General features: G+C 65.0%; 25 protein-coding genes and 2 tRNA genes. 10 read left to right on the forward strand and 17 right to left on the reverse strand.

What is annotated here, in order from left to right:
- Positions 1-87: 87 nt before the first annotated feature.
- The 6 genes from rpoN to EO136_RS14535 all read right to left on the reverse strand — a co-directional run bounded on the left by rpoN (position 88) and on the right by EO136_RS14535 (position 4,591).
- Positions 88-1,590: an RNA polymerase factor sigma-54 gene (gene rpoN / locus EO136_RS14510; protein ID WP_127145105.1), complete on the reverse strand. Its 1,503-nt coding sequence runs from the start codon at positions 1,588-1,590 to the stop codon at positions 88-90.
- Positions 1,591-1,697: 107 nt separating this feature from the next.
- Positions 1,698-2,441 carry an LPS export ABC transporter ATP-binding protein gene (gene lptB / locus EO136_RS14515; protein ID WP_127145106.1) on the reverse strand — a complete coding sequence of 248 codons (744 nt, stop codon included), beginning with the start codon at positions 2,439-2,441 and terminating at the stop codon, positions 1,698-1,700.
- 10 nt (positions 2,442-2,451) lie between these two features.
- A complete protein-coding gene (gene lptA / locus EO136_RS14520) occupies positions 2,452-2,967 on the reverse strand; it encodes a lipopolysaccharide transport periplasmic protein LptA (protein WP_127145107.1) in 516 nt (171 codons plus the stop codon).
- Positions 2,967-3,629, reverse strand: coding sequence for a hypothetical protein (locus EO136_RS14525; RefSeq protein ID WP_127145108.1), 663 nt, complete (start codon positions 3,627-3,629; stop codon positions 2,967-2,969). The genes lptA and EO136_RS14525 overlap by 1 nt, the downstream gene beginning before the upstream one ends.
- A 108-nt stretch (positions 3,630-3,737) precedes the next feature.
- On the reverse strand, positions 3,738-4,352 hold the full coding sequence (locus EO136_RS14530; RefSeq protein WP_127145109.1) for a ribonuclease D: 615 nt from the start codon (positions 4,350-4,352) through the stop codon (positions 3,738-3,740).
- 152 nt (positions 4,353-4,504) lie between these two features.
- Positions 4,505-4,591, reverse strand: a tRNA-Leu gene (locus EO136_RS14535).
- A 194-nt stretch (positions 4,592-4,785) separates the two neighbouring features.
- On the opposite strand from EO136_RS14535, the gene EO136_RS14540 reads away from it, so the two are divergent.
- Entirely contained in the window at positions 4,786-5,751 is a 966-nt protein-coding gene (locus EO136_RS14540) for a complex I NDUFA9 subunit family protein (RefSeq protein ID WP_127145110.1), read from the forward strand.
- Positions 5,752-5,867: 116 nt separating this feature from the next.
- Here the strand turns inward: EO136_RS14540 and EO136_RS14545 are convergent, their stop codons facing one another.
- The 7 genes from EO136_RS14545 to ubiE form a co-directional block, all read right to left on the reverse strand.
- Positions 5,868-6,605 carry a HesA/MoeB/ThiF family protein gene (locus tag EO136_RS14545; RefSeq protein ID WP_246018392.1) on the reverse strand — a complete coding sequence of 246 codons (738 nt, stop codon included), beginning with the start codon at positions 6,603-6,605 and terminating at the stop codon, positions 5,868-5,870.
- A gap of 8 nt (positions 6,606-6,613) precedes the next feature.
- Positions 6,614-7,351, reverse strand: coding sequence for a DUF2259 domain-containing protein (locus tag EO136_RS14550; RefSeq protein ID WP_127145112.1), 738 nt, complete (start codon positions 7,349-7,351; stop codon positions 6,614-6,616).
- On the reverse strand, positions 7,317-7,760 hold the full coding sequence (gene dut, locus EO136_RS14555) for a dUTP diphosphatase (protein WP_127145113.1): 444 nt from the start codon (positions 7,758-7,760) through the stop codon (positions 7,317-7,319). The genes EO136_RS14550 and dut overlap by 35 nt, the downstream gene beginning before the upstream one ends.
- A gap of 2 nt (positions 7,761-7,762) precedes the next feature.
- Complete coding sequence (locus EO136_RS14560; protein WP_127145114.1) at positions 7,763-8,344, reverse strand: hypothetical protein; 582 nt, start codon at positions 8,342-8,344, stop codon at positions 7,763-7,765.
- A gap of 112 nt (positions 8,345-8,456) precedes the next feature.
- Positions 8,457-9,692 (reverse strand): bifunctional phosphopantothenoylcysteine decarboxylase/phosphopantothenate--cysteine ligase CoaBC, encoded by a 1,236-nt coding sequence (gene coaBC, locus EO136_RS14565; RefSeq protein ID WP_127145115.1) that lies wholly within the window; start codon positions 9,690-9,692, stop codon positions 8,457-8,459.
- A 2-nt stretch (positions 9,693-9,694) separates the two neighbouring features.
- Entirely contained in the window at positions 9,695-11,239 is a 1,545-nt protein-coding gene (gene ubiB, locus EO136_RS14570) for a 2-polyprenylphenol 6-hydroxylase (RefSeq protein WP_127145116.1), read from the reverse strand.
- 4 nt (positions 11,240-11,243) lie between these two features.
- The gene (gene ubiE / locus EO136_RS14575; protein ID WP_127145117.1) at positions 11,244-12,008 is read right to left on the reverse strand and encodes a bifunctional demethylmenaquinone methyltransferase/2-methoxy-6-polyprenyl-1,4-benzoquinol methylase UbiE; all 765 of its coding nucleotides are present in this window, start codon (positions 12,006-12,008) and stop codon (positions 11,244-11,246) included.
- 114 nt (positions 12,009-12,122) lie between these two features.
- Between ubiE and mutM the strand changes: the two genes are divergently transcribed.
- The 3 genes from mutM to dnaA all read left to right on the forward strand — a co-directional run bounded on the left by mutM (position 12,123) and on the right by dnaA (position 15,637).
- Positions 12,123-12,986, forward strand: coding sequence for a bifunctional DNA-formamidopyrimidine glycosylase/DNA-(apurinic or apyrimidinic site) lyase (gene mutM / locus EO136_RS14580; RefSeq protein ID WP_127145118.1), 864 nt, complete (start codon positions 12,123-12,125; stop codon positions 12,984-12,986).
- A gap of 136 nt (positions 12,987-13,122) precedes the next feature.
- The gene (rpsT, locus tag EO136_RS14585) at positions 13,123-13,389 is read left to right on the forward strand and encodes a 30S ribosomal protein S20 (RefSeq protein WP_127145119.1); all 267 of its coding nucleotides are present in this window, start codon (positions 13,123-13,125) and stop codon (positions 13,387-13,389) included.
- Positions 13,390-14,200: 811 nt separating this feature from the next.
- Entirely contained in the window at positions 14,201-15,637 is a 1,437-nt protein-coding gene (dnaA, locus tag EO136_RS14590; protein WP_127145201.1) for a chromosomal replication initiator protein DnaA, read from the forward strand.
- A gap of 19 nt (positions 15,638-15,656) precedes the next feature.
- Here dnaA and EO136_RS14595 read toward each other — a convergent pair whose 3' ends face one another.
- Positions 15,657-16,715 (reverse strand): DNA topoisomerase IB, encoded by a 1,059-nt coding sequence (locus EO136_RS14595; protein ID WP_127145120.1) that lies wholly within the window; start codon positions 16,713-16,715, stop codon positions 15,657-15,659.
- 224 nt (positions 16,716-16,939) lie between these two features.
- Here EO136_RS14595 and EO136_RS14600 point away from each other — a divergent pair, with 224 nt between their 5' ends.
- A complete protein-coding gene (locus EO136_RS14600; RefSeq protein WP_127145121.1) occupies positions 16,940-17,236 on the forward strand; it encodes a PRC-barrel domain-containing protein in 297 nt (98 codons plus the stop codon).
- A 398-nt stretch (positions 17,237-17,634) separates the two neighbouring features.
- Here the strand turns inward: EO136_RS14600 and EO136_RS14605 are convergent, their stop codons facing one another.
- Together EO136_RS14605 and EO136_RS14610 are read right to left on the reverse strand one after the other, a co-directional pair.
- A complete protein-coding gene (locus EO136_RS14605; RefSeq protein WP_127145122.1) occupies positions 17,635-17,925 on the reverse strand; it encodes a DUF6481 family protein in 291 nt (96 codons plus the stop codon).
- Positions 17,926-18,233: 308 nt separating this feature from the next.
- A tRNA-Ser gene (locus EO136_RS14610) sits at positions 18,234-18,323 on the reverse strand.
- Positions 18,324-18,593: 270 nt separating this feature from the next.
- On the opposite strand from EO136_RS14610, the gene EO136_RS14615 reads away from it, so the two are divergent.
- From EO136_RS14615 to EO136_RS14635, 5 genes are all read left to right on the forward strand, one after another.
- Positions 18,594-18,917: a hypothetical protein gene (locus EO136_RS14615; protein WP_127145123.1), complete on the forward strand. Its 324-nt coding sequence runs from the start codon at positions 18,594-18,596 to the stop codon at positions 18,915-18,917.
- A 96-nt stretch (positions 18,918-19,013) separates the two neighbouring features.
- Positions 19,014-19,652: a peptide-methionine (S)-S-oxide reductase MsrA gene (gene msrA / locus EO136_RS14620; RefSeq protein ID WP_127145124.1), complete on the forward strand. Its 639-nt coding sequence runs from the start codon at positions 19,014-19,016 to the stop codon at positions 19,650-19,652.
- A 58-nt stretch (positions 19,653-19,710) separates the two neighbouring features.
- Complete coding sequence (locus EO136_RS14625; protein WP_246018393.1) at positions 19,711-20,469, forward strand: HAD family hydrolase; 759 nt, start codon at positions 19,711-19,713, stop codon at positions 20,467-20,469.
- 94 nt (positions 20,470-20,563) lie between these two features.
- Positions 20,564-21,427 (forward strand): cation diffusion facilitator family transporter, encoded by an 864-nt coding sequence (locus tag EO136_RS14630; protein WP_127145202.1) that lies wholly within the window; start codon positions 20,564-20,566, stop codon positions 21,425-21,427.
- Between the two features lie 284 nt (positions 21,428-21,711).
- Positions 21,712-22,491: a cell wall hydrolase gene (locus EO136_RS14635; protein WP_127145126.1), complete on the forward strand. Its 780-nt coding sequence runs from the start codon at positions 21,712-21,714 to the stop codon at positions 22,489-22,491.
- A gap of 257 nt (positions 22,492-22,748) precedes the next feature.
- Here EO136_RS14635 and EO136_RS14640 read toward each other — a convergent pair whose 3' ends face one another.
- Positions 22,749-24,347 (reverse strand): phosphoenolpyruvate carboxykinase, encoded by a 1,599-nt coding sequence (locus EO136_RS14640; protein WP_127145127.1) that lies wholly within the window; start codon positions 24,345-24,347, stop codon positions 22,749-22,751.
- Between the last annotated feature and the right edge of the window lie 233 nt (positions 24,348-24,580).

Raw genomic sequence — 24,580 nt, forward strand, 5'->3', positions numbered from 1 at the left:
TAGAGGGCATTTGCGCAAGGGGTCAATAGACCTTTGGGCTGCGCCCCTGCCCGCCAGTGCCGCAAAACCGGCACCGGCGCGCCCGGTTCAGGCCATCTGGGCCTTCTTCTGACGCCTGCGAATGACCGAGGAGGGAATGTGCATGGCCTCGCGATACTTGGCGACTGTGCGCCGGGCGACGTCGATGCCCTGCTCGCTCCGAAGCATGTCGGCAATGGTGTCGTCCGAGAGAATCGCTTCGGGGCGTTCCGCGTCGATCAGCTGGCGGATGCGGTGCCGGACGGACTCCGCGGAATGATCTTCGCCCCCGCTCGAGGAATTCAGGGCGGTGGTGAAGAAATACTTCATCTCGAACAGCCCGCGCGGGGTTGCCATGTACTTGGCCGCCGTCACCCGGCTGACGGTGGATTCGTGCATGTCGATTTCCGAAGCGACTGTCTTGAGCGTCATGGGCCTCAAATGCGAGATGCCATGGGCGAAGAACGCATCCTGCTGGCGCACGATCTCGGTGGCCACCTTGAGGATGGTCTGTGCCCGCTGGTCCAGACTCTTGGCCAGCCAGTTGGCGGTCTGCAGGCAATCGACCAGAAACGTCTTTTCTGCCGTGTCCCGGGTCTTTCCCGACACCGAGGCATAATAGGTGCGGTTGACCAGGACCCTGGGGAGCACCTCCGAGTTCAGCTCCACCTTCCAGGTCCCGTCATGGGCGCGCCGCACGAACACATCGGGCACGACCGCTTCGATGGGGGCGGAATCGAAGGCTCGTCCGGGCCGGGGATCGAGATCGCGCAGCTCGGCCAGCATATCGGCCAGATCCTCGCGGTCCGCGCCGATCTGGCGCCCCAGAGTGGAGAGGTCATGGCTGGCGACGAGGTCGAGCCGCGCAAGCAGCGCCTCCATCATGGGATCGAGCCGATTGCGCTCGAGAAGCTGCATGGAAAGGCATTCGGCGAGTGATCGGGCGAAAACGCCCACCGGATCGCAGCCGCGTACCCGGGCGAGCACACCCTCGACCTGAGCAAGGGTGGCCCCGAGCTGCTCGGCGATCAGGGCGCATTCGGCGGTGAGGTATCCGCGCTCGTCGAGATTGTCGATCAGATTGCGGGCGATCAGCCGCTCGGCGGGGTCCGAAAAGATCAGCGAAACCTGCTCGGAGAGATGGTCGCCAAGAGTCCGGCCTGCCGACACGTACTGGTCGATATCGGGGGCCTCGGCCCCCAGCCCGCCGCCATCGCGCGCCGGCCACATGCTGGACTGGGAGACCGAATCCTGCCCGGTCTGCTCGGGAAAGACGTTCGAGACATCGGTATCGAAGCCATCGGCGATCGACACCGCGCTTTCCAGATGCCTGCCGTGGTCGACCGTATCGGAATAGGGGTCGATTTCCGCGGGCCGTTCGCGCTCGAGAGGGGTGAGATCGTCGGGGCCGGTGTCATCGCGCTCGATGAGCGGATTGCGCATGAGCTCGGCATCGACAAACGCGCTGAGCTCCATATGGCTGAGCTGAAGCAGCCTGATCGATTGCATGAGCTGCGGGGTCAGCGTCAGATGCTGTGACTGCCGGACATCCAGCCGCGGCGATAGCGCCATGGATCGAACTTCCCACCCAGATTGATCCCGGACGCCCCTTCCGGCGCGTCCCTGCCAGCGTCACCCTAGCGGGTTCGGGCGCGCCATACAAGATTCATGCCAGAGGCCTAGAGGGTGAAGCCTTCGCCAAGATAGACCCGGCGGGCCTCGGGGTCGGACATGATCGTCTCGGGCCGGCCCTGGATCATCACCCGTCCCCCATGGATGAGATAGGCCCGATCGACCAGCCCGAAGGTCTCGCGCACCTGATGGTCGGTGATCAGAACGCCAATGCCGCGCGCCGTGAGCTGGCGCACGAGGCCCTGGATTTCGGCGACCGCAATCGGATCGATGCCGGCGAAGGGCTCGTCGAGCAGCATGAATTTGGGATCGGCCGCGAGCGCACGCGCGATTTCCACCCGCCGGCGTTCCCCGCCCGAAAGCGCCAGCGCATCGGCGTCGCGCAGATGGGCGATGGAAAATTCCTCGAGCAATTCGTCCAGTCGCGACATGCGCTCGCTTCTGGACCGGATGTGGCCCTCGAGAACGGCGAGGACATTGTCACGCACGCTCAGCCCGCGAAAGATCGAGGCTTCCTGGGGCAGATACCCGATCCCGAGCCGCCCCCTCTGGTAGAGCGGCATGTGGGTGATGGGGAGCCCGTCGAGCAGAATCTCCCCCGCATCGGGCCGCACCAGCCCCATGATGATGGTAAAGACCGTGGTCTTGCCCGCGCCATTGGGCCCGAGCAGACCGACCGCCTCGCCCCGTCGCACCGCGATCGAGACGTCGCGCACCACCTGCCGCCTGGAATAGGCCTTGGCCAGTCCGTGCGCGACAAGCCAGCCGCTCTGGTCGATACGCTGAACCAAAGGGGTGTGCCTAGCTGCCGCCGGGGGTCAGGACGCTGCGCACGCGCCCGCCGCTCTCCCCACCGCCGGTGAACGAAGACGTTCCCGCTCTGGTGTCGATCACCAGCCGGTCGGAATCGATCTGCCCGGACGCGTTGATCACGGTGACATTGCCGGTAAAGACCAGTGTGCGGTCGCGAAAATCGTAGCGGGCGGTGTCGGCTTCGACCTCCTGGTCCTCGGTCACCATCATGACGCGGCCGCCGCTGGCGGTAAATTCCACGAGATCGGACGGCCCGCCCTCGCCATAGACCGCTTCGGCGCGCGGGGCTCGCATTTCCATTGCGCCCTGCACGATCACGACATTGCCCGAGAACACCGCGCGGTTACTGTCCTCGGCGATCTCGAGGGAATCGGCGGAAATATCGACCGGCTCGCCGGAGTCAGAGGCCAGTGCGCTGGCGTCGACGGCGCCGCTCTGCTGGGCCATGGCCACGGAGGGACCGGCCAGCACCAGGGCAATCAGGAGGGGAATCAGGGGTTGCATCAGGGTTCTCCCGGAGCATGAGGATCGCGTTCGCGCCCCGCATCGGGGACCGGCGTCATGGTGAGCCGTACGGCGGAAAATTGCCAGTGCGCACGGCCCATGTCGTGCACCATGGTTTCCGCATCGAGCCGCGAGCCGTCATCGAAATCGAATATCACCGGCCCGTCGCTGGCAATTGTCTGGGCCGGCCAGTCGACCGACAGGCCCGCGAGCCGGCCGCTTGCGCCGGTCGAATCGGTGACCGTCACGTCTTCGTTGGACACCAGATGTTCGGCGCTCATGGTCCATTGGGCGGTGGGGAAGCTGGCATTAGCCAGATAGTTCTCGCCCCCCTCGATATCGATCACCAGACCGTAAAGATCGGCGATATCGAGATCGCCCACCCGGCTTTCGGCCCGCTCGGCGGTCATGGAATAGACCGTTCCGGTCGCGGTGCGGCCTTCAAAGCGGGGCGCGTCGATCACAAGGGTATCGGCCTCCAGCCGCACCCCGCCGATCGAGATCGACCGGGCGAGACTGGAAACAGCGAGTTCGACCATCGGGTAGATGAGGATGGCAAGCCCGGCGAGCGGGACCGCAAGGCGAAGAATGCCGATCGCGCGGTTGTGCCGCGCAAACCGGCCGTACAACGCCCGCCGGTCGGCTGGCTGGGCAACGCTCACAGCGCGATGCTCCCCGGCACCGGGGCGATCTGTGGTGAACTGGGTGCTGCCATCCTTGCCATTGCGTGTTCCTTAGCGCGCCCTGGTCCCAGCCGGAAGGGACGTTTCCTAGCTGTGGGCGAAGATGTCTGTTTCCGGCCACCCTGCGAGATCGAGCCGCACGCGCGTCGGAAGAAACGAAAAGCATGCCGCGGCCATTTCGGTGCGCTGCTCGCGCGAGAGCATGCGATCGAGGTGCCGGCGCATGTCGTGCAGATAGAGAACGTCCGAAGCTGCATAATCGAGCTGGGCCTGGGTGAGGGTCTCGGCGCCCCAGTCCGAACTTTGCTGCTGCTTGCTCATGTCCACGCCCAAGAGTTCGCGCGCCAGATCCTTGAGCCCGTGCCGGTCGGTATAGGTGCGCACGAGCTTGGAGGCGATCTTGGTGCAATAGACCGGCTGGGGCATGACGCCGAGCGTGGCGCTGAGAACCGCCATGTCGAACCGGGCAAAGTGGAAGAGCTTGGTGACGTCCGGATTGGCGAGCAGGCTCACGATATTGGGGGCTTCGGTTTGTCCCGGAGCGATCTGGACGACATCGGCGGTGCCGTCGCCGGGTGAGAGCTGAATCACGCACAGTCTGTCGCGGCCGGGAACCAGCCCCATCGTCTCGGTGTCGATCGCGACCTGACGGCCGTAGCGCGAGAGATCGGGAAGATCGCCCTTGTGGTGCCTGACGCTCATGAAGTCCCTCTTGATGCGGCTCTAGAATGCGGCGGGGTGCGCATGGCATGGGGCCAGCGCGCAGGGCTGCGTTGATGCCACAGCACGGCGCGCTTGCCTAGCCTTGCACTCTGGCAAGACCGGGGCGCAGGCACGTCGATGAAAAGGGGGGATGGTGCCCAGAAGAAGACTCGAACTTCCACTCCCATACGGGAACTAGCACCTGAAGCTAGCGCGTCTACCAATTCCGCCATCTGGGCAACGGGAGATGTCACTAGAGTGCGCCGGACCCTTTGTCAATCACTCAACCGTCCTGCCGATCGATAAAGAGAACACTGGTCACCCCGCTGACGCCAATGTGCGTCTCCGCGGCCGTAAACCGATTGCAAATCGGGGGCTGCCGGGGCTAGAACGGGCCCATCAGCTTACCTCGGACGGATGCACGGACACAATCATGACGGTCAATTCCGGCAAACTGGCGACGATTTTCGGCGGCTCGGGCTTTGTGGGGACCCAGGTGGTTCAGGAATTGGCCCGGCGCGGCTATCGCATCCGGGTCGCGGTCCGGCGGCCCGATCTGGCAGGCCATGTGCGCATGTTCGGCTTTCCCGGCCAGATCCAGCCCATCCAGGCCAATCTGCGCTATCCTGAATCGGTCGCCGCAGCAGTGGCGGGCGCCGATCTGGTGGTCAACCTCGTGGGCATTCTCTTTGAGAAGGGCCGGCAGAAGTTCGACACCATCCAGACCCAGGGCGCGGCAACGGTGGCCACCGCCGCCAGGCAGGCGGGGGCAAGCCATCTCGTACACATGTCAGCGATCGGGGCCGATACAGGCTCGCCTTCGGCCTATGCGCGGTCCAAGGCGCGCGGCGAGGCTGAAGTGCTCAAGGCGTTCCCCGAAGCGGTGATCATCCGGCCCTCGATCATCTTCGGGCCCGATGACGGCTTTTTCAATCTCTTTGGCTCGCTGGCCCGGTATTCCCCGGTGATGCCGCTCGTGGGCGGCAAGACCCGCTTCCAGCCCGTCTACGTGGCCGATGTGGCGCAGGCTTTCGCGATCGCGGCCGAAGGGCGCGTGGCCGGGGGCACGATCTACGAGCTGGGCGGACCCGACATCGAGACGATGCGCCAGCTGATCGATCGGGTGCTCGAGGAGAGCTACCGCAAGCGGCTGGTGCTCCCGCTGCCCGACGCGCTGGCGCGGCTCTCGGCCACGATGATGAGCGTGCTGCCCAAGCCCATGCTTACCCCCGACCAGATCACCCAGCTCGGCATCGACAATGTGGTGTCCGAAGCAGCGATCCGGGATGGACGCACCTTTTCGGCCTTCGGGATCGCCCCCACGGGCATGGATGCGGTGCTCTCGAGCTATATGTGGCGCTTCCGCAAGCATGGCGAGTTCGAGCGGCGGCCGGCATAAAGCGATCCCAGGAAAAGCGGACACATTCCGTCGGTTCGGACGCGCTAAAAATCACGGACTTGGAGCTCCTGTTCTGATTCAATCAGAGCAGGACAGTCTTTCACCGCCCTACGAGCCTAGCGATAGCCCAGAATGCGGGTTTCCCCGGTCCGCGCGGAATAGAGCGCCAGCTTCCCCAGAAGCGGTTCGCCATAGCCGGCGACGAGCTTGAGCGCCTCATTGGCCATCATGGCGCCCACCACCGCGGGCAGGACGCTCAGGACGCCCGCCTGCTCGCATGTGGGAATATCCTCAGGCGAGGGCGCGTGGGGGTAAAGCGCCTCGAGGGTCGGATAGGGTTTCCCCTCCCCATCTCTGCTGTATGGAGCAAGCACGGTCACCGTGCCGTCGAACTGGCCCACCGCCCCGGTGACCAGCGGAATGCGCGCTCGGGCGCAAGCGGCGGCAACATGCCGGCGGCAGGCGAAATCGTCGCTGCCCTCGACCACCAGATCGTAATTTTCGACCAGCGCGCCCGCATTGTCTGGGACCAGGCGCTCGGCGTGGGCGCTGGCACGGCCATGGGGGTTGAGCACGCCGATCTCCCGGACCGCGCACAGGGCTTTTGACGCCCCCACGTCGCTATCCCGGAAAAGGGTCTGGCGGGGCAGGTTCGAAAGGCTCACGGTATCGTGGTCACAGACCCCGAGCGTCCCGATCCCCGCTGCGGCCAGCGCGGTGATCACCGGTGCCCCGAGGCCACCGGCGCCGACCACGAGCACGCGGGCTCCCGCGATGGCCTGCTGGCCCGAGGCGCCGATACCCTTGAGAACCAGATGCCGCGCATGGCGGCGGCTTTCGGGAGGCGAGAGCATCATCGGATTCAGCGCGGGGTTGCGGGCAGAGCGATGAAGCGGCGGTCGAGGCCCTCAAAGCCATGGGACCAGACCGAAATCACCGCGACAGCCGATGCCAGAGACCAGTCGGCGAAGGGGATGTGGATGCTGTGGATGCGGTAGTCGGCCGTGCAGTTGCGCGACCGCGGGACGGACGAATCCCGGTGCAGTTCGGCGCCTTGCCCAGGCGCCTCCAGCGTCAGCGCGTAGCCCTGGGCGGGGCCCCCGAACCAGTCCTCGCAATCGAGCGGGCTGGTTGAGCCGAAGACCTCGAGGCTGAGCGCGTGGGGCTCGCCGGTGTCATCGAGACCGAAACCGGGAAGAGCAAAAGAGATGTCGCGGGGCGCGGGATCGATCTCGCCGTCGGCGTGAACGACAAGCGGGCGAGCGGGAACCGTGATGTCCGCCAGAGCGGTGCCGGCCATCGCCCGCACCGCATCGCGCGCATCGTCCAGACCGGAGGGCTCCTCCTCGATCCGGGCCCGGAACGGGCTGCCGAGAGCGAACCTGTCGGTATCGAGGTCGATCAGGAAGATCTCGGCATAGGCAAAGCCCGAGCCGTCCTGAATGCCGAACTGCTCGAAGGCGAAATAGCGTCCGTCCGGGGAATAGCCGAGCACCTCGATAAGCGCCTGATCGGCCGCCATGGCCTGTGGGGCAGAAAGACCGCCCGCCACGACCAGTGCGGCGCTAAACCCCCGTCGAACCGAACCCGCCAGTGCCACGATCTGTCTCCTTGAGCGTATCGACTTCCCCGATATCAAGACGGGCCACTTGCGCGATCACCATCTGCGCGATCCTGTCGCCCCGCCCTATGCGGAAGGGCTCGCGCCCATGATTGATCAGGAGGACCTTCACCTCGCCGCGGTAATCGGCGTCGATGGTCCCCGGAGCGTTGAGCACGGTGACCCCGTGCTTTGCCGCCAGTCCTGACCGCGGCCTGATCTGGGCCTCGTAGCCCTCGGGCAGCGCCATGGCGAACCCGCAGGGCACCATCGCGAACGCGCCGGGGGCGATCTCGAGGGTCTCGTCCTCCGGGACCGCCGCGCAGACATCATGGCCTGCCGCCCCGGCGGTGCGGGGCGAGGGCAATGCCAGTCCGGCCGCGTGCGGCAAACGCCGAAGCAGGAGCATGGCTATTTCTGCACCACCGCGTAGAGCTCGGCGGGGATCTCCACCGAACCGGAGACCAGTCCCCCGAGCGGGATCTGGAAGCGGGCGGACTGCCCGTCCTCGGCGGTTTCCATGTTGGTCTCGACGATCTCGCCACCGGAAACCGACAGCGTGATGAAATGGCCCTCGAACATGGTGGCGATCATGGCTGCCATTTCAGGGTCGGAGGCTCCCGCCTCGTCATTGACCTCGTCGGCCACGCCCTCGGTGGGGAACGAGACCCGGATGCGACCATCGCCGAGCGCCTCGAATACCGGCCTGTTCTCGCCGTCCTCGTCGAACCGGAGGTCCTCGAAACTGCCCTCCTCGACGACACGGCACTCCACCACCGCCGCAGTCTCGACGATGTCGCCGTCTTCGCAGAAGGCTTCGCTCTCAACGCCCTCCATAGACATCATGGCGTACATGTCCGGCGACATGCCGGTGACCATGGTGCCACGCGCCTCAGTCTGTGAGAGCACCTCGACATCCATCGAAACGTCAACGCAGCCGGCAAGCCCCGCAGTCAGAAGGGCGATGCCGCTCATCTTCGCGATCGGGTTCAAAATGGCATGGTCTCCCTCCTTGTTCTTTTTTTAGGGCGGCTGAGGCCGTCGGGCGCAGCGTGATTCAAGATGCGCACTCTGGTCGCAAACGCTGCCGATGACAAGCGCCGGGTCAGACGCCCTGGGCTGACCCGGGCGCAGCGAGTGCACCGGCCACGCGCCCGGCCAGGCGCCGGGCCACAACACGCTTGCTGGCCTGACCCCAGTCCTCGCTGCCATGCGCGTCGAAAAAGACGATCGCGGTATCGGATCCGCCCATCACCCCGGTGCCGGGAGAGACGTCATTGGCCAGCAGCCAGTCGCATCCCTTGGCGCGGCGCTTGGCCTCGGCATTGGCCACAAGGTTCTCGGTCTCGGCGGCAAACCCCACGACGAGCGCGGGCCGGCGGGCGGGCTCGAGCCGGGCGATGGAGGCCAGGATATCGGGATTCTGGATGAACTCGAGCACCGGCGGAGTGCCCGAGCCGTCCTTCTTGATCTTGTTGCCCGCCGGGGAGGCGACACGCCAATCGGCAACCGCCGCGCAAAAGATCGCAGCGTCGGCGGGCAGCGCCCCGTTGACCGCCTTTTCCATTTCGAGGGCCGTCTCCACCGGCACGATGTCACAGCCGCGCGGGTCGGTGACCTCAGCGGGGCCGGTCACGAAGCTGACACGGGCACCCAGCTCCGCCAGCGCTTCGGCGATCGCGGCGCCCTGGCGCCCGGACGACTGGTTGGAGATGTAGCGCACCGGATCGATGGGCTCGCGGGTCGGCCCGGACGTGACGATCACATGCCGGCCCGCGAGCGGACGGGGCGCCTCCATGCGCGCGAAATGCGCCTCGATCGCCGTTAGAATGGCCTGGGGCTGGGCAAGGCGCCCGGGCCCGTATTCCCCGCAGGCCATCTCCCCTTCGTCGGGGCCCACCATGGTCACGCCATCGGCGGCAAGAATCTCGAGATTGCGCCGCGTGGCGGGGTGCTGCCACATGCGCACATTCATGGCCGGGGCCACCAGAACCGGGGTATCGGTGGCCAGAAGACAGGTGGAGGCCAGATCGTCGGCGAGCCCGCCCGCCATGCGCGCCAGCAGATGGGCGGTCGCCGGGGCGACGACGATCAGATCGGCCGAGCGCGAAAGCTCGATGTGGCCGATCTCGGTCTCGCGGGTCAGATCGAACAGCTCGACGAGCGCCGGGCGGCCGCAGAGGGTGGAGACGCTGAGCGGAGTGACGAACCGCGTGGCGCTCTCGGTCAGGATCGCCTGGACCGTGCCGCCTGCCTTTTGGATGAGGCGGATAAGCTCGAGAGCCTTGTAGGCGGCGATGCCGCCCGAGACGATGAGAAGGATGTGCTTGCCGGCTATCATCTTCAGCCTCCCACGAGATAGACCGCCAGCGCGGCCGCCCCAAGAACCAGCACCACCGAGGCCGCCCATTTGAGGACCACGCGCATGGTGGTGTTGCGCAGGCGTGCCTCGTGCTGATCGCGTTCGATCTGGCCGAGCACGATTTCGGCCCGCTCGGCGATGGCCGGCAGGCGGCGCACCAGCCCCACCGCCTCGTCGAGCGCATTGCGGGCCATGTCGATCTGCCCGAGCGGCCCGATCTGGCGCTTCATCCATTCGCCCACGATGGGCTCTGCGGCGGTCCACATGTTGAACCGGGGGTCGAGCAGGCGGGCCGAGCCTTCGACGAGCACCATGTTCTTCTGCAAGAGCACCAGTTCGGGGCGTGCGGCCATGTTGAACACTTCGGTGGTCTCGAGCAACTGGCCAAGCACCTTGGCCATGGAAATCTCGTCGGCGGCGCGTCCCACCAGCGGCTCGCCTATGGCGCGCAGGGCCTGGGCGAAATCATCGACCGATTGGTCGGCGGGCACATAGCCGATCTCGAAGTGCAGCCGGGCTATGCGGCGATAGTCGCGCGTGATGAACCCGTGCAGGATGCCGGCGAGGAACCGGCGCTCGCGCAGCGAAATCCGCCCCGTGATGCCGAAATCCACCGCCACGACATCCCCTGTCACCGGATCGGCGAACAGATTGCCCGGATGCATGTCGGCATGGAAAAAGCCGTCCCGGATCGCGTGGCGCAGGAAATTGCGGATAAGCTGGAGCGCCAGAGCCTTGCGGTCCATGCCCGCGGCTTCTAGCGCCTCCACATCGCGGATGGGAATGCCCGTGATCCAGCTCGTGGTGAGAACCGAGCGCGAGGTCTGGGCCCAATGGACCGCCGGGACACGGAAGCCCTCGTCGGCGCTGCTGTTCTCGGCCATCTCGGAAATGGCCGCCGCCTCGAGCCGCAGATCCATCTCAAGGACAGCCGAGCGCTCGAGAGCGTCGACGACCCTGTCGCCGTTGAACCGGCGGGCGGCGGGCATGAGCTTTTCGAGAAGGCGTGCGGCCGCCCGCATCCCTTCGAGATCGCGCATGAAGCGCGCCTTTATGCCCGGGCGAAGCAGCTTGACCGCGACGGTTTCGCGCCGTCCGTCCCCATGGACGAGCTGGGCCTTGTGCACCTGGGCGATCGAAGCCGCGGCAATGGGCGGGGACAGCTCGTGGAGCGCCGCGGCATCGGACCCGAGCGCCTCGGCGAGAAGCCCGGGGACCAGCGATGCATCGAAGGGCTCCATGTCGTCCTGGAGCCTGGCGAGGTCACGGGCGACGGTCGGGCCGAAAATGTCATGACGGGTCGCCAGAAGCTGGCCGAACTTGACATAGGTCGGCCCCAGCCGGTTGAGCGCCCCCGCGAGCCGGTCCACACGCCCGCGCCGACGGACCGAACGCTTCTCTATGAGCCGGACGAGGCGCACGAGGGCGCTCACCGACGGCGGAAGCGGCTGGTTCTCGGCCAGCGAGAACGCGCCTTCACGGGCCAGGATGAACCCCGCACGGATCAGCCGAAGATAAACCAGCATCGGGCTAGAGCTTCCAGGCCTCGTGGAGAGCGGCGATATTGCCGGAGTAGGCGGTGTGCCTGACCCGGGAAAAGCCGGCCTCCTCGATCATGGCCGAGAACTCTGCCGGCTGGGGGAATTTGCGGATCGATTCCACGAGATAGCGATAGGGCTCCTCATCGCCGGTCACCATGCCCCCCAGGCGCGGAATGACGAGGTCCGAAAACGTGTCGTAGACTTTCTCGAGCACCGGCACGTCCACCTTGGAGAATTCGAGCACCAGAAGCCGCCCGCCGCGCTTGAGCACGCGATGGGCTTCCTCGAGCGCCTTGCCGATGCGCGGCACATTCCTGATCCCGAACGCGATGGTATAGGCATCAAAGCTCTTGTCGGGGAACGGCAGTTCCTCGGCATTGGCCGCCTCGAACGTCGCGCGCGAAGGATAACGCCAGCGCTTGGCGCGCTCGGCCCCGACCGCGAGCATGCCGGGGTTGATGTCGGCAACCACGACTTCGGCGTGGCCGTGTGAAGCATCGAGAACACGCATGGCTATGTCGCCGGTGCCGCCGGCCATGTCGAGAACGCGATAGGGCGAACGCCCGCGACGGGGCGGAGCCAGGCGGGCCACCATGTGGTCCTTCCACAGGCGGTGCACACCCGCGCTCATCAGATCGTTCATCAGATCGTAGCGCGCCGCGACCTTGAAGAAGACCTCGTCGACAAGGCCCTGCTTGTCGCCCAGCGGCACATCGCGCTCGCCGAAATGAGTGGTGGTCTGCGCATCCTGCATCGGCCGGCTCTTGATTGGCTTGTGGAGGTTCCGTTATGGGCTTGGGGGCACGATAACGCAAGCATGGGCCGGGGCAAGCGCCATCGGCCGGCAACCCCAGGGACCGATTGCCCCATGCCCGAACTCCCAGAGGTCGAAACCGTCCGGCGGGGCCTTGCGCCTTGGCTCGAGGGCGCGCGCATCACGAACGCCACCCTGATGCGCCCAGACCTGCGCTTTCCGTTCCCGACAGGGTTTTCCCGGGCCCTGGCCGGCCAGACGGTGACAGGGGTGGGACGCCGTGCCAAATATCTCCTCTTCGGGCTGTCGGGCGGGGCGACGTGGCTGTCCCATCTGGGGATGACCGGGGTCTTCACGGTGGGGGGCGAGCGGCTGGCTGAAACCAGCCGGATCGATCCGGTCCCGGCGGCAGACCGGCATGTCCACATGCGCCTGTCGCTCGAGCATCCCAGACACGGCGCCCTCACCCTTGCCTATGCCGATCCGCGCCGGTTCGGCTTCATGGACCTTTTCGGCCCCGGAGCGCACAATCGGTTCATCGATCCGCTGGGCCCCGAGGCCCTTGGCAACATGTTCAACGCCCTCCATCTCACCGATCGCCTCAGGGGCCGGCGCGGTCCGATCAAATCGGCCCTGCTCGACCAGAGGATCGTCGCGGGGCTCGGCAATATCTATGTGTGCGAGGCGCTCCACGGGGCGGGCATCGCCCCGACACGGGCCGCAGGCAGCCTCAGCCCCGCCGAGAACGAGGCGCTGGTGCGCGCGATCGTGGACGTGCTCGAGGCGGCGATCGCCGCGGGCGGCTCCACGCTTTCCGATTTCCGCGACGCCGGCGGGAAGCCGGGTTATTTCCAGCACAGCTTTTCGGTCTATGGACGCGAGGACGAGACCTGCCGGAGATCGGGGTGCACGGGCACCATCGCCCGGCTCGTCCAATCCGGGCGATCGAGCTTTTTTTGTCCGGTGTGCCAGCGCTAGGCACGTTGACTCCCCGCCCGGCCCCGCCTATAGAGCAGCCTTCGTCGGGGAGGCCCAGGCCGCCCCGTTTCCGGTTGCGCCCCACGGGAAACCCTGATGGGCGCGCGCAAGGCATCTCGCCACGAGGAACTCATACATGGCAAACACTCCCTCGGCCAAGAAGGCCACCCGCAAGATTGCGGCCCGCACCCAGGTCAACACCGCCCGCCGCTCGCGCGTGCGCACCTTTATCCGCAAGGTCGAAGAGGCCATCGCTTCGGGCGACCAGGCCGCCGCACAGGCAGCGCTGCGTGTCGCAGAGCCTGAAATCGCCCGCGCCGCAGGCAAGGGCGTGTTTCACAAGAACCTGGCGGCCCGCAAGGTTTCGCGGCTGTCCAAGCGGGTCAAGGCGCTCGGCGCCTAAGACGACCCCCTTCGGCCACGCTGGAACAAGATTTCAAAGCCCCCGCAAGGGGGCTTTTTCATGGCCGGAAAATGTCGTGACGAATCTGTCACACCCACCGCATGCGATGCGGGTGCCCCACGCCTTCCGGAAAAAAAATTTCTGCTCAATGAATGCGCAGATCCCCGATTCTGCAAGGAGTCCCATACCCTTAATTTTGGGTTGATGAAGGGGGGACTCGGGGGCCTTCAAAAGGGCAGAGAGTCAAGCCCGATTTTGGCAATTTCTGCGGTTGTGCGCGAATTTTTGCCTGTCTAATATGGCTCTGTCAGATAGGAAACAGGGCAGGCGATTGAAGACTTTCTGGATCGTCTCGTCCGTAAGCAAGGGGGCAAAAGTGGCCGGCATCCATCGCGTGCAGTCCAATGGCAAGCAGATCTGGATACCGTGCAACTATCGCTCTCCCGGTAGAACGCCGGACAACTAAACCAATACTATCGGGCACACGCGGCGACGCATTAGCGTCCACTCCAATTTTGTTCAGTTCATGTTTTTCCGTCAGGTAGTGGGGCGGAAAAGGGAGTTTTTTTGCGTCCGGCACTGTTGTGCCGGGGCTGTAGACCATTGACCGTTGCGGGGGCCGGTCCGGGCAGGAAAGAGGCAGGAAATGGAATCGTTCGCGATGGCGGATCGCGCGCGTCAGGCGGCTTCGGCGCGTCAGGCACAGGACTATAAGCAGAAGCGCGAAATCGCGCTCAAGGGCTCAGGGCAGAACGGACCGACGACGGCAGACGCCGCGGCCGGGATCGGCGGACACAGCAGGGAAGCGACAATGGCGGGCACCGAGGATCAGGCGTGGCTGCGGGCGCGGGCACGCCTGCGGGTCGCAGTTGGCGAGGACGTGTTCGCCTCCTGGTTTGCGCGGCTCGAGCTCGAGGAGATCATCGAGGACCTTGCCCATCTTTCCGTGCCCACGCGCTTTTTGTGCTCCTGGATACAGTCCAACTACCTCGAAAAGATTCTTGCCGCCTTCCAGGCCGAGAATGCCGCGATCCAGCGCCTGCACATAACGGTGCGCGTGAACGGGCAGGCCCGGCCGCGCCTGGCTGCGTGCGGGGAGGAGGCCAGCGAGGCCGATGCGCCGCTGCCCGCCGAACCGCGCTCGGGCGAGGCGCCGGCGACGGGGCTGTCGCTCCACGGCCAGCCCCTGCGCGCCGACGCGCTCTCGGGCAGTGCGCTGGACCGCAAGCTGACGTTCGACACCTTCGTTTCGGGCACCGCCAACGAGATGGCGCTCGGGGTGGCCAAGCAGGTGGCTTCGGCGGCGGCCAACAATGCGGTGACCTTCAACCCGGTCTATATCCATTCGAGCGTCGGGCTGGGCAAGACGCACCTTCTCAATGCCATCGCATGGGCGGCCGGCGCTTCGGACACGAGCCGGAACATCGTCTATCTCACCGCCGACCATTTCATGTACCACTTCATCACGGCGGTGAAGCACCAGTCGGCGCTGGCCTTCAAGGAATGGCTGCGCAGGATCGACCTGCTGCTGATCGACGACATGCAGTTCCTGCAGGGCAAGTCGGCGACCGAATTCGGTCACACGCTCTCGACCCTGATCTCGGGCACCAAGCAGGTGGTCGTGGCCGGGGATTCCGCGCCGCGCGACCTCGAAATGCTTGACGACCGGGTGCGTTCGCGCCTGTCGGGCGGACTGGTGATCGCCATGGCCACTTTCGACATCGACCTGCGCCGGGCCATCGTCCAGAAGCGGGCCGATCAGGCCTGCGCGCGGTTCACCGGGCTCCAGTTTCCCCCTGCAGTGATCGATTACGTGTCGCGCTCCGTGGTCAGCCACGGCCGCGACCTCGATGGCGCGGTCAACCGGCTGGTGGCGGCCAATCAGCTTACCGGGGAACCGGTGACCATCGGGCTGGCTGAAAAGACGCTCCAGGATCTGATCCGGGCCCGGGAAACCCCGCGGGTGCGGATCGAAGACATCCTCAAGATCGTCTCGCGCCATTTCAAGGTGCCACGCACCGATCTCTTGTCCTCGCGCCGGTCGCGCGACGTGGTCCGCCCGCGCCAGATCGCCATGTATCTGGCAAAGGCCCTGACCTCTCGGTCGCTCCCGGAAATCGGGCGGCGGTTCGGTGGCCGGGATCACACGACCGTTCTGCACTCGGTCCGCAAGATCGAACAGCTCATGAGCCAGGATGGCGAACTGACCCAGGACATCGAGCTGCTCAAGCGCATGCTCGAGGAATAGCCTCAGATCTCCGGCCCGGTCATTGCGCCGGGCCGGTTCGAACGCAGGTGTCGAGCCACCGCAGCGTCAGCGCTTCCTGGTCATCCAGCCCCTTGCGCCGGGGACGTTTACGCTTGAGGTCTCTCACTTCGTCGTGCAACGCGCCCTCTTGCCAGTGAGAAAGGATCGCGGGGTGAACATAGCAGGCCCGACACACCGCACGGGTGTTGCCCAGCCGGCCCGCGACCTGATCGAGAGCGCTGTTGAGTATTCTGGCCCGGGCGGTCTTGGTGGCCTCGGTGGAGATGCAGCCCAAGATATGAAGCGCACGAACCGTGCCGCCCCAGGTCCTGAAATGCTTGGATGAATACTCCTCGCCCACCACGTCGCGGATGTAGGCGTTGACGTCGTTGGACGCGATCGCCACCCGGTCTCCCTGGGCATCGATATACTGAAAAAGCGACTGCCCGGGCAGGTCCTGTATGCTGCGCAGCACCCGGGCAATGCGCCGGTCCGAAATCGCCAGTTGCCAGGCCTTGCCGGACTTGCCCCTGAACGCGAATTTCAACGTGCTGCCTGAAATGTCGAGATGGCGCTGGCGCAACGTGGTCAGCCCGAAGCTGCCATTTTCCCGGGCATAGGCGGCATTACCGACCCTGATCAGGGTCTGGTCGAGCAGCCAGACCACCGATGCGATGACCTTGTGGCGTGGCAAGCCACGAGCCGAGAGATCGACGCCCACCCGATCGCGCAGGAGCGGCAGGCGAGCCCCAAAGCCCGCAAGCTCGGCATATTTCGACAGCCCGCGCGTGCGGGACCATTCGGGATGGTAGCGATACTGCTTGCGCCCCTTGCCGTCCCTGCCCACCGCCTGAATGTGACCGTCCGCATCGCTGCAGATCCAGACCTCTGTCCAGGCCGGTGGAATGGCGAGCGCTCGGATACGGGCCAGGACCTGCCTGTCGCGCAGGAGCTGGCCGCCGGGTTCGCGATAGCTGAACCCGCGCCCCGATCTCGAACGGGAGAGCCCGGGCTCATGGGTGTCCACATAGCGCAGGCCTGCCCGATCGACCGCACTTGGGGGATCGGGGCTCAGCATGATGGCCCCCAAGGGGACCGAGGCTGGGGTCGGAGCATGAGAAGGGTTGGGGCGATCATGGAGCATCTCGGGCGGCTTTGCCCCAATCAATGCTTGACCGCACGAGTCCGTTGCACGCGGACAGGCCCATGCGGAGTTGCCCGATCCCCGTCACGGCGAAGCCATGGAACGATTGGAGCAGGCCGGACCTTATCACAGTCCCAACAAGCCCAGGAGAACTGATCATGGATCACACCAAGCACACGCCCCTCACCCCGGCCGAGCTGACGCCCGCAACCCTCGAAGGCGCCTCCATCTACGGGGCGGACGATCACAAGGTGGGCAAGGTCTCGCACATCCACGGCGCTGGCACCGCTGCGCTCGTCGTGATTGACGTGGGCGGTTTCCTCGGCATTGGCGCCAAGCCCGTTGCCGTGGGCATCGACCAGTTGCAGTTCATGCGCGACGAGGATGGTGACGTCCATGCGGTGACCGGCTGGACCAAGGATCAGCTCAAGGACATGCCCGAGCACAAAGACTGATAGAGGGCCAATGGCAGGCGAGGCGTTCGGTCTTCGGGCGCCTCGCCTGCAAGTGTTCCCATGCGCGATTGGCATTCCCAACCGTTTCGCCGATAAAAATCGACATCATCCACGCGGTTGCCCTTCACCATCGCAACCGGTGGGAGCTTGGAGTTCAGCCCGCCCTCGGCTTATTGCCCCATACGACAGGGACATACCTTGGTCATCGCCTTGGGGAACTCCCTGCGACAGCGGACAGAACGCCGCTAGTGCCGTTTGATCTGCAGCAGGCCAGCGTTCGGCCAAGATTGCCGATCAGCAAATGATCCAGATATACCGGAATGGCGCCCGCCTCAACAGCGTTCGAAAACCCGTTCGTTGACCGGTTCATGGCAGCGCTGCTTCTGCGCGAAACAGTCCTACTTTCGGGCTTTTCGCGCCGCATACTTGCGGTCTCGTTCAGCTTTTTTCTCAGCATCGCTTGCAGCCTGGTTTCGCTCCTGGGCAGCGTCGGCCTCCGCAGCGTCATCCTTTGCCACTTTCTCGGCCTGAATGCGCTCGGCTTTACGAGCGGCCCGTTCTGCGCGTTCTGCTACCCTTTGGGGATCATCAAACTTTGGAGCGGCGTTGAACTTGGCCAGCATCGCTTGCTTTGCCTCGATTGAGGACTTCTGTCGTTCGGCAAAGTCACTGCCCTTAGGCGATTTCATCGGTAGGTTCCCTGGAATCAATAGTCGAAGCGTTTGGTGCGCGCGGCACTCGATAACCCCAATTAGACGATCTGCCGCAAGCTGGCCATGGAATCATTCGTAGCTACGTGCAATCACGGCACGTCATCTGGGTTTCGTGCCAGCGGGAATGGTCCTGCAAGCGCTGCAAGTCCGCTAAGCGAGGAACCGAACGGTCCATCTCGCCTTCACCGGCTAGATCGGCGCACTCAGGATGGTGGATAAAGTGTGAGGCGCATTGAACACCTTGCAGGACAAGGCCATCAAAATCAAAGCGCTACATGATAAAGTGGCGGAGAGAGAGGGATTCGAACCCTCGAGACGGTTACCCGCCTACACGCGTTCCAGGCGTGCGCCTTCGACCACTCGGCCACCTCTCCAGCTTTACGTCGTGCAGGAATTGCGCCAATGGCGGGGGCCTGCAAGCCGGCGCGGTCGAAGCTCAAGCTCGACCGCATGCTCGCTTATCCCGCTTTCACGCCGATCTCAAGGGGCCATGGGGGAAAATCTGCACCTTGGGGCCGCGCCTCGCCCTTTCTCTCCCCCTGAAGCGGGGGCCCGGCCGCGCTTGCGGCGCCATGCATTTGTGATAGACCGGGGCGGCGGTCCCTCGTGGTCCCGATATCGGCTGCCGATCAGGGGTAGGAACATTGCGCGTTGTGCTGCGGCTTTTGGGGCTCTGGTTTTTGGGCGCCGCGCTGATATTGCTGGTGATCGACGGCACGCGCTCGCTGGCGGCGAGCGCCCTCGTGATCACCGAACTGGCCGGGACAATCGACCATCTGATGCCCGATGTCCTCGAGACGGTACAAGGCTTCGTGAGCACCAATGTGCATCCCTTGCTTTGGGACCCGGCCATGACCACATTGCTGTCGTGGCCGGGATGGCTGGTGCTTGGCGCTTTGGGCGCCCTGCTGCTGTTTGTCGGCCGCAAGCGCAGCGACGGATCCTTTTCCCGGGAATCGGGCTATTGATGCCTTACGACCGAGTCCGGCAGTCCCTCCCGTCAGAGGGATGAAATCCAAGGCGCGACACGTGTCCCCAGTTCAATCGCCTCGGAAGGAACGCTCATGTTTTCCCTGTTTGCCAAGCCCGCCGCCCTGCCTGAGGCCGACAAGGCGCTCCCCGGCCGGACCGACCCCATTGCCATCGCGCCCGAACATTTCGTTTCGGGGCGCCCGCTCAAGGGCCCTTACCCCGAGGGCAGCGAGATCATCTATTTCGGCCTGGGGTGCTTCTGGGGCGCCGAGCGGCTGTTCTGGTCCCTGCCGGGCGTCTACGTTACCGCGGCGGGCTATCAGGGCGGATATACGCCCAATCCCAGCTACGAAGAGGTCTGCTCGGGCGGCACCGGCCACACCGAAGCGGTGATGGTTGTCTACGATCCTGCGACCACGAGCCTGGCCAGCCTCCTGCGCACCTTCTGGGAGGCCCATGACCCCACCCAGGGCATGCGGCAGGGCAATGACGTGGGCACCCAGTACCGCTCGGCCATCTACGCCACCACGGACCAACAGCTCGAGGCCGCCAAGGCGAGCCGCTACGCCTATGGCGCGCGCCTTGGCGATGCCGGCAAGGGGGCGATCACGACGGAAGTGGCCCAGGCCCGACCGTTCTATTTCGCCGAGACCTATCACCAGCAATATCTCGCCAAGAACCCCAACGGATATTGCGGCCTGCGGGGAACGGGCGTGAGCTGCGCGATCTGACCCTGGCGGCCGGCGGAAGGGACCGGGTTGATCGGCGGGCCGGCAAGCTGGTAGGACCATGAGCTGTCCAGCAATCCATGTCGGGGCGCCCCAAGCGATGAGCCTTCTCCACGAGCCGTTCGACGCCGCCGTCTTTGATATGGACGGCACGCTTCTGGACACTGAATCGGTGTTCAGAGCGATCGTCTTTGAGGTGGTGGGCGAGCTGGGCTTCGAGATGACCGACCATGTGCACGGACGCATGGTGGGCTCCTCTCACGAGGCGACCGAAAAGCTCCTGATCGAGGCCTATGGGGTGAGCTTCCCCTACGCGGATTTCGACAGGCATTGCCGGGACCGCATGGTGAACCATACCCGCGACAGCGCCATCCCCGTCAAGCACGGTGCGCGCGAGCTTCTGGGCGCATTGAAGGCCAACCATATCCCGATCGCCGTGGCCACATCCTCGCGCGGCCCCCATGCCCGCAGCCATCTGGGCGCTGCCGGACTGCTTGACCTCTTTGACGTGGTGGTGACCCGCGACGACGTGGTGCGGCCCAAGCCCCACCCCGAGCCCTATCTGCTGGCGGCGGACCGGCTGGGAGCGGACCCGACACGGTGCCTGGCGTTCGAGGATTCCCATGCCGGTGTGCGGGCCGCCCATGCCGCTGGCATGCGCACCATCATGGTGCCCGATCTGGTGGCGCCGACAGACGAGGTGGCCCGGCTTTGCATCGCGGTGCTCGAAAGCCTCGCCCACGCCCATGAGGGCCTACCGGAAAGCTTCGCCGTCGCCAACGCCTCTGACAATCATTTGCATTTAAAAACAACAGGATAGACAGGTTTTTGCCGCTGTGCTTATAGTGCGCCGCCGCGTCCCCGAGACGGCTGGGCAAGAGGGTACCGCTTTGCAAAAAACACTGATTCTGGCCATGGGCAGCATCGCCGTGGGCGTGGTCGTTCTCGGGCTGAAATATCTGGCCGCCCATGTGACCGGATCCGTGGCCCTTCTGTCCGACGCGCTCGAGAGCATCGTCAACGTGGTGACCGCGGTGGCTGCGCTGGTCGCGGTGCGCCTTTCGGCTCGTCCTGCCAATGCGGCCCTGCCCTACGGCTACCACAAGGCCGAATATTTCTCGGCCGTCGCCGAGGGCATCTTCATCGTCATTGCGGCCTTGGCGATCTTCCATCAGGCCTGGAAGGGAATCACGACCCCTGTGCCCATCGACGCGCCGGCGCTCGGGCTGCTGATCAACGGGGCGGCCACGGTTCTCAACGCCGGCTGGTGCTGGGTGCTGATTTCCCAAGGGCGCAAGCTGCGCTCGCCGGCTTTGGAAGCGGATGGCCACCACCTACTGACCGACGTCTTCTCCTCGCTCGGCGTGATCGGAGGGCTGGGGCTTGCGATCCTGACCGGCTGGTATGTTCTCGATGCGGTGATCGCGGTGATCGTGGGCATCGTCATTCTGGTTTCGGGCTCGCGGCTGATCGCGAGCAGTGTCGGTGGGTTGATGGACGTGGCGCTGCCCGCCCCGACCCGCGAGCAGATCGGCGATACGATTCGCACCAATGCCGCGGGAGCCCTCCAGGCACACGACGTACGAACCCGCCAGGCCGGGCGCATGACGTTCATCGACTTTCACCTTGTCGTGCCCGGCACCATGGCCGTGGAAGAGGCGCACGCGATCTGCGACCGGATCGAAGGGGCGCTCAAGGCGGACCATCCCGAAAGCCTCGTCACCATCCATGTGGAGCCAGAGGATAAGGCAAAGCGGGCTGCCATCGTCGTCGCCTAGAGTCGATCTGTCGCGTTTCTGACCCCCAACCTTATATGCGGCTTCTTGCCGAAACGCGCCCGGACCGGGTCCTGAACGCGTCATCATTCCCATCAACATAAAATTGCGGGCGTCTGCACAACGTTGCGGCAAGCAAACCCCTTTACGGCTAGCCTAGGGGCGGCTACAAGTCGGTCGTTAACCACCGATTAAGCTAAACATCGCGTTAACAGGTGCCACCCGATAGGGCTCGCTACCGACGCGAGGTCACGATCAAGGTGGCCGACAGGGCTACAAGGGGACTCATGGCGGGCTATCAACACGCCATTTCTCGTTTGGCAACCGGGGCCATTGCAGTGCTTCTCGCAGGCACTGCAGCATTGTCGGGTGCACAGGCCAACGACGTCGGACCGGGTTCGGTTCCGGCCGAAAGTGCCGTTCTGGCGCTCAACGCTCTGGCTTCGACCAACACGGTCCTTGATTCCCCCGTATCGATTTCCCCTTTCGCCCCCACCCTCACGCTCGGCTATGCCCAGCATCTGCTGCCTGAGGGCGAGGACCAAGCCGCAAGAGAGTCTGCCGATTTGGGGGCCGACGCGCTGGCCGCTGCACTTGCCGCCTACGTCGAAGACGGGTTCGTCGAAACCCAAGAGCGCAAGGACGTCGCCGTGCGAGAGCGCGAATGCCTCGCCCAGGCGGTCTATCACGAGTCGCGTGGCGAGCCCGAAAAGGGCCAGTGGGCGGTCGCCTCGGTCATCCTCAATCGCGTGGATTCCCGTCAGTATCCCGACACCGTGTGCGACGTCGTGTTCCAGAACGCACATCTCTACAACCGCTGCCAGTTCTCTTTTGCCTGCAACGGGCGCCCCGTGGACTGGCGCGGTGGCAATGTGATCGACCGCGAATCCTGGGTGAAATCCAATATCGTGGCCGACATGGCCTACAAGCAGTTCCTCGAGGGCAAGCGCCACGAGGACGGCCTGCGGACGGCGCTGCATTTCCATACAACGGCGGTCAATCCCTCCTGGGCTTCGGCCTATGCCGCGATCGCATCGATCGGCGCGCACATCTTTTACGCCCCCTGATCCTTTCCGGCTGCTTTCGGTCCGCCGGGCCATGGTGGCCGACAGCGATCCTGTGTTGCCCCCCCACCTCCAGAATTACTCGCCCAAGCATCGGGTCATCAAGCCCGACCGCAGGTGATCGGGGCCGATCCGCGCGTTCGTGCAGCGGCCTGCTTGCGGCTGCCGATAAGAGAATTCTCGCTCAGAAAAAAGGCCCGCCCCAATCGCGGGGCGGGCCTTTTCAAATTCCTCGTGCAGGGCGAGCCGTGCCGTGCGCCTTATTCGGCGGCCACCGCGAGCCGGGGGCCCGCCTCGGCGATCTGGGCGTCGGCGGCCTCGAACTTCTCGAAATTGGCTTCAAAGAGCCCGACCAGCCGAGCGGACTGCCGGTCATAGGCCTCCTTGTCGTCCCAGCTCTCGCGGGGATCGAGCAGCGCGGGCTCAACGCCGGGCACGGCCAGCGGCACCGAGAAGCCGAAGACGGGATCGAGCCGCGCCGGCGCGTTGACGAGCTGACCGGACAGCGCCGCATCGAGCAGGGCCCGGGTGTCGGCGATCGAGATGCGCTTGCCCACGCCATAGGCGCCGCCGGTCCAGCCGGTGTTGATCAGCCAGCACTCTGAAAGGCTTTCCTTGATCCGCTTTTTCAGCATGCGGCCATAAACGGTCGGGTGCAGGCTCATGAACGGCGCCCCGAAGCAGGCCGAGAAGGTGGCTTCCGGCTCGGTAACGCCCCGCTCGGTGCCTGCGACCTTGGCCGTGTAGCCCGAAAGGAAGTGATAGACGGCCTGGTCGGGCGTCAGCCTTGCGATCGGAGGCAGAACGCCGAAGGCGTCGCAGGTCAGAAGCACGATATTGGCCGGCGCCGGTGCCGTGCCGGTGCGCGAGACGTTGTCCATGATGTAGAGCGGATAGGCCGCCCGGGTATTTTCCGTCCGCGAGCGATCGGCATAATCGAGTTCGCGGCTGTCGGGGTCAATGCCCACATTTTCGAGCACGGTGCCAAAGCGGCGGGTCGCCGCATAAATCTCAGGCTCGGCGCGCGGCGAAAGGTCGATGGCCTTGGCGTAGCACCCGCCCTCAAGGTTGAAGACCCCGGTATCGGACCAGCCATGCTCGTCGTCGCCGACAAGCGTGCGGTTGGGGTCGGTCGAGAGCGTAGTCTTGCCGGTGCCCGAAAGCCCGAAGAACAGGGCGCTGTCGCCTTCCTTGCCCATATTGGCCGAGCAGTGCATGGGCAGAACGCCTTCGGCGGGCGCATGGAAATTGAACAGCGAAAAGACGCTCTTCTTGATTTCGCCGGCATAGGCCGTGCCGCCCACAAGCACGATGTTACGCGAGAAATCGAGGGCGATCACGGTGCCAGAACGCGTGCCGTGCCGCGCCGGATCGGCGACGAAGTCGGGATTGTGCACGATGGTGACATCGGGCGCGAATCCGTCCAGCCCGTTGCGCGCGGGGCGGATCAGAAGATTGCGGATAAAAAGGGCGTGCCAGGCCGAAGGCGTGAACACCGATACGTTGAACTGGTGGGCGGGATCGGCGCCGGCAAACAGGTCCTGGACGAAAAGCTCGCGCCCCGAAAGGCTCGCTTCGATATCGGCGCGCAGCACGTCGAACTGCTCGGGGGTGAGCGCGGCGGTGTTGTCCCACCAGACCAGCTTGTCGGTGTGCTCGTCGCGCACCACATATTTGTCCTTGGCCGAACGGCCGGTGAAGACGCCGGTGTTGGTGACGAAGGCGCCCTCTGCGCTCAATTTGCCTTCCTTGCGGTCGACGGCAGCCTCGACGAGCACCGCGGCGCTGTCGTTGCGATAAACCGCCGCCGCGCGATCGGCTAGGGAGAGGGCGAGGCTCTGGCAGGGCAAGGACGTCATTGTCGACCACACTGGTAAGGATTGCAAACGGATACCCGACAGGCGCAGCGCCCTTCCATCGGCGCGCCGGATGCCTATCTAGAGCCTGACACTAGGCCACACAGGCCCTGCCCAACCATCTGGCAATGGGTCTTACGACGTTCGTCTGAAAACCCAACGCACCGCTCAGGGAAAGGGAACGTTTGGTGGCGCCATAATTTACGCGTAATGTGAAGGCCAAACCCGAAACGGAA

This window comes from Pelagibacterium montanilacus, from assembly GCF_003992665.1.
Taxonomy (GTDB): domain Bacteria; phylum Pseudomonadota; class Alphaproteobacteria; order Rhizobiales; family Devosiaceae; genus Pelagibacterium; species Pelagibacterium montanilacus.

Bases quoted from the DNA above. Each gene is read 5' to 3' on its own strand.
- rpoN (WP_127145105.1), bottom strand. From the start codon at position 1,590: ATGGCGCTATCGCCGCGGCTGGATGTCCGGCAGTCACAGCATCTGACG.
- lptA (WP_127145107.1), bottom strand. From the start codon at position 2,967: ATGCAACCCCTGATTCCCCTCCTGATTGCCCTGGTGCTGGCCGGTCCC.
- EO136_RS14530 (WP_127145109.1), bottom strand. From the start codon at position 4,352: ATGAGCGTCAGGCACCACAAGGGCGATCTTCCCGATCTCTCGCGCTAC.
- EO136_RS14540 (WP_127145110.1), top strand. From the start codon at position 4,786: ATGACGGTCAATTCCGGCAAACTGGCGACGATTTTCGGCGGCTCGGGC.
- EO136_RS14545 (WP_246018392.1), bottom strand. From the start codon at position 6,605: ATGCTCTCGCCTCCCGAAAGCCGCCGCCATGCGCGGCATCTGGTTCTC.
- dut (WP_127145113.1), bottom strand. From the start codon at position 7,760: ATGCTCCTGCTTCGGCGTTTGCCGCACGCGGCCGGACTGGCATTGCCC.
- coaBC (WP_127145115.1), bottom strand. From the start codon at position 9,692: ATGATAGCCGGCAAGCACATCCTTCTCATCGTCTCGGGCGGCATCGCC.
- ubiB (WP_127145116.1), bottom strand. From the start codon at position 11,239: ATGCTGGTTTATCTTCGGCTGATCCGTGCGGGGTTCATCCTGGCCCGT.
- ubiE (WP_127145117.1), bottom strand. From the start codon at position 12,008: ATGCAGGATGCGCAGACCACCACTCATTTCGGCGAGCGCGATGTGCCG.
- mutM (WP_127145118.1), top strand. From the start codon at position 12,123: ATGCCCGAACTCCCAGAGGTCGAAACCGTCCGGCGGGGCCTTGCGCCT.
- rpsT (WP_127145119.1), top strand. From the start codon at position 13,123: ATGGCAAACACTCCCTCGGCCAAGAAGGCCACCCGCAAGATTGCGGCC.
- dnaA (WP_127145201.1), top strand. From the start codon at position 14,201: ATGGCGGGCACCGAGGATCAGGCGTGGCTGCGGGCGCGGGCACGCCTG.
- EO136_RS14595 (WP_127145120.1), bottom strand. From the start codon at position 16,715: ATGCTGAGCCCCGATCCCCCAAGTGCGGTCGATCGGGCAGGCCTGCGC.
- EO136_RS14600 (WP_127145121.1), top strand. From the start codon at position 16,940: ATGGATCACACCAAGCACACGCCCCTCACCCCGGCCGAGCTGACGCCC.
- EO136_RS14605 (WP_127145122.1), bottom strand. From the start codon at position 17,925: ATGAAATCGCCTAAGGGCAGTGACTTTGCCGAACGACAGAAGTCCTCA.
- msrA (WP_127145124.1), top strand. From the start codon at position 19,014: ATGTTTTCCCTGTTTGCCAAGCCCGCCGCCCTGCCTGAGGCCGACAAG.
- EO136_RS14625 (WP_246018393.1), top strand. From the start codon at position 19,711: ATGAGCTGTCCAGCAATCCATGTCGGGGCGCCCCAAGCGATGAGCCTT.
- EO136_RS14630 (WP_127145202.1), top strand. From the start codon at position 20,564: ATGGGCAGCATCGCCGTGGGCGTGGTCGTTCTCGGGCTGAAATATCTG.
- EO136_RS14635 (WP_127145126.1), top strand. From the start codon at position 21,712: ATGGCGGGCTATCAACACGCCATTTCTCGTTTGGCAACCGGGGCCATT.
- EO136_RS14640 (WP_127145127.1), bottom strand. From the start codon at position 24,347: ATGACGTCCTTGCCCTGCCAGAGCCTCGCCCTCTCCCTAGCCGATCGC.